This window comes from Mesorhizobium tamadayense, assembly GCF_003863365.1.
GTDB lineage: Bacteria > Pseudomonadota > Alphaproteobacteria > Rhizobiales > Rhizobiaceae > Mesorhizobium > Mesorhizobium tamadayense.
In genome coordinates this window covers 1-11152 of the sequence record NZ_RQXT01000099.1, presented here as the reverse complement: position 1 = coordinate 11152, position 11152 = coordinate 1, and the positions used below count along the sequence as shown (strand labels likewise).

11 protein-coding genes are annotated in these 11152 nt (G+C 65.5%); 4 read left to right on the top strand and 7 right to left on the bottom strand.

The window, feature by feature from the left end; all coding sequences use genetic code 11:
- Nucleotides 1-15: 15 nt before the first annotated feature.
- From EH240_RS35975 to EH240_RS35945, 6 genes are all read right to left on the bottom strand, one after another.
- On the bottom strand, nucleotides 16-330 hold the full coding sequence (locus EH240_RS35975; protein WP_125007096.1) for a MocE family 2Fe-2S type ferredoxin: 315 nt from the start codon (nucleotides 328-330) through the stop codon (nucleotides 16-18).
- A 67-nt stretch (nucleotides 331-397) separates the two neighbouring features.
- Nucleotides 398-1345: a substrate-binding domain-containing protein gene (locus EH240_RS35970; protein ID WP_125007095.1), complete on the bottom strand. Its 948-nt coding sequence runs from the start codon at nucleotides 1343-1345 to the stop codon at nucleotides 398-400.
- A gap of 112 nt (nucleotides 1346-1457) precedes the next feature.
- Entirely contained in the window at nucleotides 1458-2465 is a 1008-nt protein-coding gene (locus EH240_RS35965) for a sterol desaturase family protein (RefSeq protein ID WP_125007094.1), read from the bottom strand.
- An 8-nt stretch (nucleotides 2466-2473) separates the two neighbouring features.
- Nucleotides 2474-3265 carry a 3-methyl-2-oxobutanoate hydroxymethyltransferase gene (locus EH240_RS35960; protein WP_125007093.1) on the bottom strand — a complete coding sequence of 264 codons (792 nt, stop codon included), beginning with the start codon at nucleotides 3263-3265 and terminating at the stop codon, nucleotides 2474-2476.
- A gap of 242 nt (nucleotides 3266-3507) precedes the next feature.
- Complete coding sequence (locus tag EH240_RS35955; protein WP_125007098.1) at nucleotides 3508-4512, bottom strand: LacI family DNA-binding transcriptional regulator; 1005 nt, start codon at nucleotides 4510-4512, stop codon at nucleotides 3508-3510.
- Nucleotides 4513-4707: 195 nt separating this feature from the next.
- Complete coding sequence (locus EH240_RS35945) at nucleotides 4708-5538, bottom strand: aldo/keto reductase (RefSeq protein ID WP_125007091.1); 831 nt, start codon at nucleotides 5536-5538, stop codon at nucleotides 4708-4710.
- 253 nt (nucleotides 5539-5791) lie between these two features.
- Here EH240_RS35945 and EH240_RS35935 point away from each other — a divergent pair, with 253 nt between their 5' ends.
- The gene (locus EH240_RS35935) at nucleotides 5792-6115 is read left to right on the top strand and encodes an endonuclease domain-containing protein (RefSeq protein WP_245436690.1); all 324 of its coding nucleotides are present in this window, start codon (nucleotides 5792-5794) and stop codon (nucleotides 6113-6115) included.
- 110 nt (nucleotides 6116-6225) lie between these two features.
- Here EH240_RS35935 and EH240_RS35930 read toward each other — a convergent pair whose 3' ends face one another.
- Nucleotides 6226-6849, bottom strand: coding sequence for a TetR/AcrR family transcriptional regulator (locus EH240_RS35930; RefSeq protein ID WP_425374871.1), 624 nt, complete (start codon nucleotides 6847-6849; stop codon nucleotides 6226-6228).
- A 564-nt stretch (nucleotides 6850-7413) separates the two neighbouring features.
- Here EH240_RS35930 and EH240_RS35925 point away from each other — a divergent pair.
- Genes EH240_RS35925 through EH240_RS35915 form a run of 3 tightly spaced genes read left to right on the top strand, consistent with a single transcriptional unit; the run spans nucleotide 7414 to nucleotide 11140 of the window.
- Complete coding sequence (locus EH240_RS35925; protein WP_342634128.1) at nucleotides 7414-7875, top strand: (2Fe-2S)-binding protein; 462 nt, start codon at nucleotides 7414-7416, stop codon at nucleotides 7873-7875.
- On the top strand, nucleotides 7872-8855 hold the full coding sequence (locus EH240_RS35920) for an FAD binding domain-containing protein (protein ID WP_125007087.1): 984 nt from the start codon (nucleotides 7872-7874) through the stop codon (nucleotides 8853-8855). Before EH240_RS35925 ends, EH240_RS35920 begins: the two co-directional genes overlap by 4 nt.
- Nucleotides 8852-11140, top strand: coding sequence for a xanthine dehydrogenase family protein molybdopterin-binding subunit (locus EH240_RS35915; protein WP_125007086.1), 2289 nt, complete (start codon nucleotides 8852-8854; stop codon nucleotides 11138-11140). Before EH240_RS35920 ends, EH240_RS35915 begins: the two co-directional genes overlap by 4 nt.
- Nucleotides 11141-11152: the final 12 nt, after the last annotated feature.

Below are 11152 nucleotides of genomic sequence, written 5' to 3'. Positions count from 1 at the left end.
AGAAGAGGGTGCCTTTCATCCCAGCGCCACCATCACCTCCCCCGCCTCGACCTTTGCCGGATAGGTCCCGAGGTTAATACATGGCGGCAGACGCTTGGCCGCGCCCGTGCGGTAGTCGAAGGCGCCGGCATGTTTCGGGCATTCGACCTCGTAGTCCATGACCAGGCCGTCGGCGATGTGCACCGCCTCATGCGTGCAAAGCCCGTCGGTGCAAAACACCTCGTCGATGGCTGAGCGGAAGACCGCGTAAGTCTTGCCTCCATGATCGAAGCGGCGCGCGCCTTCCTGTTCGATGTCGTCGAGGCCGCAGGCCCTGATCCAGCCGGTCATTTTTTTCTCACCTGTTAGTTCGATTCCGGCGGGCCTCCGGGATTGCCTCGGAGGCCCAGTCCTGGGATCAGTTCTTGTCGAGGTACTCCGCTGCATTCGCCGGCGTCACCAGCTCGAAGGGCACGTAGACGACGCGGTCAACTTTCTCGCCCTTGGCGAGCGCCAGTGCTGCATCGACGCCGCCGCCGCCCTGCCCCTTGGCGTTCTGGAATACCGTCACCGACAGCTCGCCGGCCTTCATCGCCTGGAGGCCGTCCTGCGTGGCGTCGATGCCGCCGACCACGACGTTCTTCAGGTCGACGCCGTTGGCCTTGAGCGCCAGGATGGCGCCGATGGCGGACTCGTCGTTGTTGGCGATGACGGCGTCGGGTGCGGCGCCCGCGGTCAGCCAGTTGGTCATCAGGTTCTGCGCATTGTCGCGCGACCATTCCGACGACTGCTTGTCGGTGACCTTGATGAAGTTGCACATGTCGGTGGCAAAGATCTGCTCGACATCCTTGGTGCGCTGAAGGGCTGCCTGATGCACCAGGCTGCCCATGACGATATAGGCGGTGGCGCCGGCCGACTTGCCCTTGGCGCGCAGCATCTTGCAGACCTCGAAGGCTTCCAGCGTGCCGGACTCGACCTCGTTCGAGCCGACATAGACCTGTTTCTCCGGCAGCTCGGCCATGTCGACCGGCTCGAGGTTGACGAAGACCAGCGGAATGCCGGCCTTGGCGGCTTCCTCGCTGATCGTCTTCGAGGCGTTGGTGTCGACCAACGTGACGATGATGGCGTCGACGCCGCTGGCGATGAAGTTCTTGACCTGGTCGAGCTGCTTGGCGACGTCGTTCTGAGCATCCTCGACCTGGATGTCGGCGCCCTTCTCCTTGGCGCGGGCCTGCATGCCGTGCATCAAAAGCGTCTGGAAATTGTTGTCGAAGTTGACGATGGAGACGCCGAGCTTGGCGGCGAAGGCGCCGGCGGGCATCGACATGAGAGCGGCTAAAGCCGTCGAGAGCAAAAGTTTCTTCACGGGTTTCCTCCCTTTGCGGATGGGTGCCGGTTCACCCCGCTTTTGTCTCCGGCCCTTTCGGGATGGCTGAGTGGGCGGCTCAGGCCGACCCATTTGGCTGTCTGTTGAGGCGTCATTTCGCGGCGGCGTTGGCGCGCGCCTTTTTCTTTTCGTAGCGGGCCTGCATGCGGGCCTCGCCGTCCTTGCTGCCATCGTGAAAGGTGCCGAACCAGCGGTCGAACGGGATCAGCCCGTCGCCGTAGTTCACCTCGAAATATTTGTGGTGGAGGTAATGGATATAGGCGTGGCTATCGACGCTCGTGTCTTCGGTCAGTTCCACCTTGTCGAAGCCGACATGGCCTGGAATCGCGCCGAAGCCGGCATAGTGGAGCTGGTAGAGCGCCAGCAGCGGGTTCGACGGGATGATGAGGTGCCAGAAGGCGACGCCGAGATAGCCGAGTTGCTCCACCGGGTGCATCGACAGCGAAGACCAGGGTGATGGGTTCACCGAATTGTGGTGCACCGAATGCACCCATTTGTAGAGCGGCCCCCAATGGATCGTCCTGTGGAGCAGGAAGAAATGCGTCTCGTGGATGATCGGCACCACCAGCGCCAGGCAGAACAGGTAGACGGGATGTTCAGCGAAGGTCAGCCACGGCACATAGCCATTGGCGTAGGCGTAGAGGATCGCCACCTCGATCGCCGTCCAGATCGGCATGCCGGTGCCGAAGGTGCGCAGCATGTTGTCGATGTTCTGGTTCTCGAAGAAGAAGGCCTTGCTCTTCTGCTCCGACGGCCATTTGCCGTTGTATTTGAATCGGTTGCCCTGGGCCCTCAAAATGTAGAGTCGAAGCTCGAAGACGCCGAAGAAGACGAGCAGCGCCCCGCAATTGACGATGAAGAGGCGCAGGATCCAGCCGAGGGAGAGCGTTTTCATGACCTCGACGTCGGGCAGCACGAAGCGCCACCACGCCACCGCCGAGAGGGCGAAGAGCAAATTGTAGGGCAGGAAATAATGCGGCAGCCATGTCAGCACCGCCAGCGGGCGCGGCGGAAAGACGAAGAGCGGCGCGGTGCCAGCCGGTTCGTTCGGGGCCCAGTCGCCTCGCTTGTTGCGCGTGCCGTATTTGAGGTCGTCCATGGCTGATCTCACAGGGATTGAGCAAGGGTGAGCAAGCGGTCATAGGCGGCATCGTCCATATCCACCTGGTGCTTCGCTTCCGGATAGGCGCCGCCGGCGACGTCGCGGCCGAAGGCGCGGAAAGCGGCAATGCGCTTTTCCTGCAACTCGGCTTCAAGCGTGACGAAGTCGGCATAGCGCTTGGCGTGGCGCGGATAGTGGCCGGTGTGGGTGCCGAGCACATCGCAGGAGAACAGATACTGCGTGTCGCAGGCGCTGCCACAGCCCATGCCCATTGTGATCAGCGGCGTCGAGCGCGTGATGTGCTCAGCGAGGCGCACCGGCACCACCTCGACCTCGATGCAGGCGGCACCCGCATTCTCCAGATCCTTCGCCGCGCGCAGCACTTTGAAGGCTTCTTCAGCCGTGCGGCCGACGGCACGGAAATTGGTCCAGGTGGCGCGGTTCGGCACCAGGCCGACATGGCCGGTGACGGGAATGCCCTCCGCCGCCATCGCCTCGATGAAGCGCGGCGAATGCGATGAATAAACCGCATCGGCGCCGCGCTTCATCATCGCGAAGCCAAGCCGCACCCCCTCCTCGGGCGATGCGGCGGCGCCATGCGGCATGCCGACGGAGAGGAAGGCGTAGGGTGCCGCCTGGCGGATGGCTTCGAGATTGTGGTCGGGCTCGCAGGACAATATGACGATTTCGCAGGCGACGGCCGCCGCCGCTTCGGCTGGCGTGTCGACATGCAGTTGCAGCCATTTCCTGCCGCCCTTGGCGCTCTGTAGATCATAGGCCGTCAGCCGTCTTGTCACCGGTATCCTCCCGTTTGGCGGGAAGGATGTGCTCGTGAAAAGTCCCCTCACCCGGATTGCCAACCGAATTGCGAAGGGCAATTCGGGGCAATCCGACCTCTCCCCGAGGGGAGAGGAGCCGGGCTGCGTCGGTGCTGGCAGCTGCCGGATGAGGGGAGTCTTCGCACACGCTCATCATCCCGTCCGCAGCGAGTTAGCACCGCTATTGCAGCGAAGGCTCGCGGTTCCTTGATCAAATCAGATCAAAGGTTCTCGGCGGTGAAGGTGATGAAGCGGATCGGCGGATTATCGACCGGGAGGTCGTGCAGGTTGAGCGCAGCAAGCACCAGGTCGATGGCACGGCGCGCCTGTGCCTCGGGCGCCTGGTCGAGCACGAGATCCATCGTGCCGTCACGCAAGGCCCGCGTGCTGCGCTCGGTGAGTTCATGGCCGACGAAGAATATCTCGCGGCCTCTGGCGTGGCGGCGCAGCACCTCGTTCAGCGCGGTGTTGGCGCCGCCGGCATTGTAAAGGCCGGCAAGATCCGGCCAGCGCTTCAGCGCCTCATGCAACTGCTCGGCGTTGCGGTCGCCGTCGTCGAAACCGAAGAGAGCGGCGACCGGCTCGAAGTCCCGGGCCTCCCCAATCAGGTAATCGAAGAAGCCGCGCACGCGGTCGCGGTGTACGCGATAGATCTGGCTATGGCAGAGCGCCACCACCTTGCCAGGCCGGCGTTGCATGCGCGCCATCAGCAGCCCGGCCATGCGGCCGGCGGCGTAGTTGTCGATGCCGACATAGGTGCTTTTGGTGCCGGAGATCTGGGTGACGATCTGCACTGTCGGGATTTTGTCGCCTTCGAGCTTGCGGAGCGCCGCGCTCACCAGCGGATGGTCGGGCACGGCGAGGATGAGAGCGGCGCGCCTGAGATCGGGCTCAAGGATGCGTTTGGCGATCGCGGCGGGGTTGGCTTCGTCGAGGAAGGTGCGGTGGACGGCAATCGTGCGGTCGAGCGTTGCGGCGATGCGCTCGAAGGCGCGCGACAGCCGAGCGAAAAAGGTCGCGTCCGGCCGTACCAGGATCACCTCGATGCGGATCACGCCGCGATGCGCCTCCGGCAACCGGCGCGGATAGTCGAGCGAGCGCGCCGCCGCGACCACCTTCTCGACGGTCTCAGGGCGCACCCCGCCCCTGCCGTTCAGCACGCGCTCGACCGTCGCCGTGCCGACGCCGGCGCGGCGAGCTATTTCGAGGAAGGTCGGCTTTGGAATGGGCGGCTCCTGGGCGGCGGGCAACGCGCGGAGCCTACCCCTTCTCCCCTTGTGGGAGAAGGTGGATCGGCGCGCAGCGCCGAGACGGATGAGGGGTGTTCCAGCGGAGTGGGGCGTTGGCGTTTCCTGGAACACCCCTCATCCGTCGCCTTCGGCGACACCTTCTCCCACACGGGGAGAAGGGGGGCCCAATCCTCAGAACAAAAACGCCGCCGTCGCAGGGTCCGGCCCGGTGCGGGCGTCGGCGGAGTCCATGCCGCGGATGGTCTGCATGTCCTCGCCATCCAACTCGAAGTCGAAGACGTCGAAATTAGCGGCGATGCGGTCCTGGTGGATGGACTTCGGGATGACGATCAGCCCTTCCTGCAGGTGCCAGCGGATGATGACCTGCGCCACCGACTTGCCGTACCTTTTCGCGATTGCCGCAAGCGTCGGGTCGGCGAGCAGCCGGCCGCTGCCCAGCGGGCTCCAGCTTTCGATATGGATGTTGTGCTTCTTGTGGAAGTCTCGCTTGTCGCGCTGCTGGAAGCGCGGATGCAATTCGATCTGGTTGACGGCAGGCGTCACGCCGGTCTCGCCGATGATGCGTTCCAGATGGTCCTGGTTGAAGTTCGACACGCCGACCGACTTGATGCGGCCGGCTTGCTTCAGTTCCACCAGCGTCTTCCAGGCCTCGACATATTTGTTCTGGCTGGGCACCGGCCAGTGGATGAGGAAGAGGTCGATCTGGTCAATGCCGAGCTTTTGCATCGTGTCGTCGAAGGCGCGAAGCGCCGCGTCGCGCTGATGGCCGCCGTTGCGAAGCTTCGAGGTGATGAACAGCTCGGCTCGCGGCACGCCGGCGGCGCGTATCGCCTCGCCGACGCCTTCCTCGTTGCGGTAGCCCTCGGCGGTGTCGATCAGGCGGTAACCGGCGTCGATCCCCCAGCGCACGACCTTGGCCGTGATATCCGGATCGACCTGCCACACGCCCAGCCCGATCTGAGGGATTCCGGAGCCGTCGTTCAAAGTCAGCTGTTCAGGCATGCGGTGGGTTCCTTTGTCTGGTGTCTAGCCCCGCCTCTATCTAGGCTGCGCTTTCGGCAATGCGAGTCGATGACGGAGAAGGTGGATCGGCGGCGCCGAAGCTGCCAATCTCCCCCCAAGTGGGGGAGATGTCCGGCAGGACAGAGGGGGGCGCCGTAGAGTATCAACGTTGGCGATATTGCCCAGCCTCAAGCAGCCTGAAACGATGCCACATACACCCCTGCCGCCTCGACATCGCGCCAACGCTAGATCGATGCGCAAGGTCATGACTGACGCAGAGTTGAAACTATGGAATGAGCTTCGTGCCCACCGGCTGATGGGCCTCGGTTTCCGCAGGCAATTTCCAATCGCGGGCTACATTGTCGACTTCGCTTGCCCGGAGAAGAAGCTGATTGTGGAGGTGGATGGGTCGCAGCACGGCGACAGCGATCGCGCAGGCGCTGACGAGATCAGAACCAAGCGCTTGGAAGAGGATCGCTGGATCGTTCTGCGCTTCTGGAACGACGATGTCATCCGCGACATCGACAATGTCTGCCAGCATATTGTTATCGCGGCGGGATTGGCCGAGCCTACCTGAGACGCTGGCGGGACAGCGCCCCCCTCTGTCCTGCCGGACATCTCCCCCACGAGGGGGGAGATTGGCAGGTTCGCCGCCGGCTCCACTCCATGCGAAGAGAAGAAGGAAACTCACCCCCTCGCCCCGAACCGCAGCCCATCCATCAAGAGCTTCACCAGCCGCCCCGACCGCTCTCGCCAGTCGGGCGTGTTGGGCGCGGAGTAGATGCCGCCCAGCGCATGCATGACATCGGAAGCGTCGACATCGGCGCGGATTTTTCCCGAAGCTGCGGCCGCCTCGACCAGGCCTCGCATGGCGCCCGAGACGCGGCCGGACGTATCCGAGAACAGCGTCGAGTTGGTGGTGAGCAGCAGCCGCAGGCTGGTGGCGAGGCCGCGCTTGGTGGCAATGTAGTCGACGAAGCGCTGCATCCAGAGTTCCAGCGCGGCATCGGCCGGATGATCGCGCGCAAGTTCCTCGGCCGCGTGGCAGAGCCCTTCCACCTCGCGGCGGTAAACCACCTCGACCAGATGCTCGCGCGTCGGGAAATGCCGGTAGAGCGTACCGATGCCGACCCCTGCCCGCTTCGCGATCTCCTCCAGCGAAGCGTCGACGCCATCGGCCGCGAACGCTTGGGCAGCAACCTCGACCAGCTTGTCGCGGTTGCGCTGCGCATCGACGCGCAACGGCCGAGGCGCTGGCGCTTCCGGCTTTTCGTCGGTTGCTGACGGCTGCTCGGTCAGTTTTTTCTCCACTCTCGCAATATGGGGCTTGAACCCATGCGGGTCAGCCCCCACGTAAATAAACGGAGGCGCCTCCGCTTTAGTGGAGTTGTCTTATCATATAATCAGGGGAAGCGGTATGTCACGTGTTGAAGGACAAAAAGCTTCCCCTGTCCGCTGGAGAAAGGTTGGGGCGGTGAAGCTGCCAATCTCCCCCCTTGCGGGGGAGATGTCCGGCAGGACAGAGGGGGGTGCTGTCCCGCCGGCCTGTCAACCCATAGCAAGCGCTTTCTTGGCGGCGCTATCTTCTGAACCGAAGGGACCGCAACCGCCTCGTTCCTTCACACCCCCTCTGCCCTGCCGGGCATCTCCCCCGCAAGGGGGGAGATCAGGCTCTCCGCCGCCGGCGCCCTCCTTCAATCACCACCCTTGCCCCTGCCTTTCACGGCCCCATTTCAGTCCCCCTAGCGTCCAGCAATCGGAGCCCGACGCCCCATGACAAGTCAAACCCACGCAGGCCAGACCATCATCGACCCTCCCGAAGACGGCCATTTCAGGAACGGCTCAACCAACCAGCCCAGTCCAACCACCCTCTCCCTGCATCTCACCATCAACGGCGAGACCCACGCGCTCGACGTCGAGCCGCGCGTCACGCTGCTCGACGCGTTGCGCGAGCGGCTTCATCTCACCGGCACCAAGAAGGGCTGCGACCAGGGCCAGTGCGGCGCCTGCACCGTGCATGTCGACGGCGAACGCGTGCTGGCCTGCCTGACGCTGGCGGCGCAGGTCGAAGGCCGCTCGATCACAACAATAGAGGGGCTCGCCGACGAAGACGGCACGTTGCACGCCGTGCAGGCCGCCTTCCTCGAGCAGGACGCCTTCCAGTGCGGCTATTGCACGCCGGGACAGATCATGTCGGCCGTGGCCTGCATCCGCGAGGGCCATGCCGGCTCCGACGAGGAAATCCGCGAATACATGGCAGGCAATCTGTGCCGCTGCGGCGCCTATCCGCACATCGTCGCCGCCGTCCGCCAGGCAGCCAGGGAGCTACGCTCATGAGAGACTTTTCCTACCTCCGCGCCGACAGCGTCGAGGCTGCGCGCAACGCGGCCGCCCTCCCCGGGGCCATGCTGCTTGCCGGCGGCACGACGCTGGTCGACCTCGCCAAATGCGGCGTCGCCGAACCGGCCACCGTCATCGACATCAGCCATATCGCGGGGCTCGACGCCATCGATGTCGGCCCCGACCGCGCCGTCATCGGCGCGCTGGCCAAGATGAGCCATGTCGCCGACCATCCGCAAGTGAAGAGCCATTTTCCGGCCGTGTCGGAGGCGCTCTGGCAAGCGGCCTCGGCGCAGTTGCGCAACATGGCGACGATCGGCGGCAATCTGATGCAGCGCACGCGCTGCCCCTATTTCCGCGACCCGCAAAACTTTCCGGCCTGCAACAAGCGCGCGCCGGGCAGCGGCTGCTCGGCGATCGGCGGGGTGACGCGCGGCCATGCCGTGCTCGGCACAAGCGAGGCCTGCATCGCCACCTATCCGGGCGACCTCGCCATCGCGCTGGTCGCCTTCGAGGCGGAGGTCGATCTCGGCGAGCGCAAGCTCAAGGTCGAGGACTTCTTCCTCGCTCCCGGCGCCACCGCCGAGCAGGAGCACGACATCCGCCCCGGCGAGGTGATCACGGCGATCGAGATCCCCGGCTCGGCCGCAGCGAGGCGCTCGACCTATCTCAAGGTCCGCGACCGCCAGTCCTATGAATTCGCAGCGGCGAGCGCAGCGGTCGGGCTGGAGCTCGAAGGCGACGGCCGCACCATCCGCGACATCCGCGTCGCGCTCGGCGGCGTCGCCACAAAACCGTGGCGCGCGCGGGCAGTCGAGGAAGCGCTGAAAGGCAAGCCGCTCGACGAGGCGACCGTGCGCAAGGCGAGCGAACTCGCCATGGCGGGCGCCGTCGACCATGGCGCCAACCACTACAAGATCGCATTGGCGCCGCGCGTGATCGCGCGCGCCATCCTCGAGTTGGGAGAGACGGCATGACGGTTCATGACATGAAACACGCGGCCTCCGACGGCGCGCGCCTCGAAGCGGTCGGCGGGCGGTTGTCGCGCGTCGACGGGCCGGCCAAGATCACGGGCGCGGCGCGTTACGCGTTCGAACAGCAGCTGGAAGGGCTGACGCATGGGGTGCTGGTCGGCGCGACGATCGCCGCCGGCAAGGTCGCGGCGATCGACACTCGGGCGGCCGAGACCGCGCCGGGCGTGCTTGCCGTGCTCACCCCCGACACCATCATGCCGCTGAAGACGGCGTCGGACTGGTTCGGCAACCGGCCGTCCGACGGCCCCTACTCGCCGCTCGCGCGGCAGGTCACCTATTCCGGCCAGCATATAGCCGCCGTAGTGGCCGAGACATTCGAGCAGGCGGTGGCGGCGGCGGCGCTGGTCAAGGTCAGCTATGACGAGACGCCGGCCATCGTCGACTTGAGCGACGGCACGGACGGCATCCCGATCGACGCCATGACCAAGGAGTGGGGCGACGCCGAGGCCGCGTTCGCCGCCGCGCCCGTGCGCGTCTGCGCGGCCTACAACACGCCGCGCGAATTCCAGGCGGCGATGGAGCCGCACGGGCTGATCGCGCGCTGGGAAGGCGACAAGCTCACCATCTGGGAGCCCAGCCAGTGGCTGGACGGCATGGCGCGCACCTATGCCGAATGGTTCGGCGTGCCGTTCGAGAATGTGCGGATGGTCTCGCCCTATATCGGCGGCGGCTTCGGCTCGAAGGCGCTGGCACTGGCGCACGGCGCGGTGGCGGCGGCCGCGGCAAAGATGCTTGGCCGCCCGGTGAAGCTGGTGCTCAACCGGCCGCAGAATTTCACCTCCTATGGCGGCCGCGCCGCGACCCGTCAGACGGTGGCGATCGGCGCCGACAAGGCGGGCCGCATCCAGTCGATCGTGCATCGCGGCGTCAACGAGACGGCCATCGACGGCATGTGGGTCGAGCCGCTCGGCGCCGTCACCTCGATCATGTACGCCACGCCCAACTTCTCCTCGAAGCAGAATGTGGTGCGGGTGAACACGGTGGTGCCCGGGGCAAAACGCGCGCCGGGCGAGAACCCGAGCGCCTTCGGCATCGAATGCGCTATCGACGAGCTCGCCCATGAGCTCGGCATCGATCCGCTGGAGATCAGGCTGATCAACTATGCCGAACAGGACCCGCACGCGAAGAAGCCGTGGTCGACCAGGCAATTGCGCGAAGCCTTTGCCGTCGGAGCGGAAGCCTTCGGCTGGGCGAAGCGCTCGCCGGCGCCGCGCTCGATGCGCGACGGCCGACTGCTCATCGGCTGGGGCGTGGCGGCCGGCACCTATCCGGTGCGGCGCGCCCATGGCGAGGCGTTGGTGAAAATCCTCGCCGACGGTTCGGTCGAGGTCGAAAGCTCCTCCATCGACATGGGCCAGGGCACCTACACGATCCTGGCGCAGACCGCAGCCGAAACGCTCGGCGTGCCGGTCGAGCAGGTCTCGGTGAAGCTCGGCGACTCGCATTTCGCCCGCGCCGGCGTCACCGGCGGCTCGCGGCTTGCCGGCGTCATGACCGGCGCCGTCTACAAGGCGGCGGGCCAGGCGCTGGATGAGCTGATCGGACTGGCGCTGTCCGACCCGCGCTCGCCCTTCCAGAAGCTGCAGGCGAACACGCTGGTGGTCAAAGACGGCCGCATCGCCTCGCCGCGCGGCGAAGGGCCGGAGCTTTCGATCGCCGAGTTCCTGTCCACCGTCGGCCGCGACGGGATTGAGGCCAAGGGCGACACCGTTCCGGCCAGCTTCACACCGGAGGACCGCTACAGGAACTACACCACCATCAGCATGGCGATCCCGCACACCGAGGGCAATTACTCGCGCCATTCCTGGTGCGCGCATTTGGTCGAGGTGCGCGTCGACGAGGATTTCGGCACGGTGCGGGTATCGCGCGTGGTGTCCGCGCTGGATTCCGGCCGGCTCTACAACCCGAAGCTGGCGGAAAGCCAATGGAAGGGCGGCATCATCATGGGCATCGGCCAGGCGCTTCTGGAAGAAGGCATCGTCGACCGCCGACACGGCCGCATCGTCAACGGCAACCTTGCCGACTACATGCTGCCGACCAACGCCGACATCCCCGACATCCAGACGATCTCGGTCGGCATCCCCGACCCGCATTCCTCCGCCCTCGGCGGCAAGGGCGTGGGCGAGCTCGGCATCGTCGGCGTGGCGCCGGCGATCGCCAATGCGGTGTTCCACGCGACGGGCAAGCGTGTCAGGGATCTGCCGATTACCTTGGAGAAGTTGATCTGAGGGTGCCGGCAT

Excerpts from the sequence above, each read along its gene's own strand:
- EH240_RS35975 (WP_125007096.1), bottom strand. The coding sequence starts at position 330 with ATGACCGGCTGGATCAGGGCCTGCGGCCTCGACGACATCGAACAGGAA.
- EH240_RS35965 (WP_125007094.1), bottom strand. The coding sequence starts at position 2,465 with ATGGACGACCTCAAATACGGCACGCGCAACAAGCGAGGCGACTGGGCC.
- EH240_RS35945 (WP_125007091.1), bottom strand. The coding sequence starts at position 5,538 with ATGCCTGAACAGCTGACTTTGAACGACGGCTCCGGAATCCCTCAGATC.
- EH240_RS35935 (WP_245436690.1), top strand. The coding sequence starts at position 5,792 with ATGCGCAAGGTCATGACTGACGCAGAGTTGAAACTATGGAATGAGCTT.
- EH240_RS35920 (WP_125007087.1), top strand. The coding sequence starts at position 7,872 with ATGAGAGACTTTTCCTACCTCCGCGCCGACAGCGTCGAGGCTGCGCGC.
- EH240_RS35915 (WP_125007086.1), top strand. The coding sequence starts at position 8,852 with ATGACGGTTCATGACATGAAACACGCGGCCTCCGACGGCGCGCGCCTC.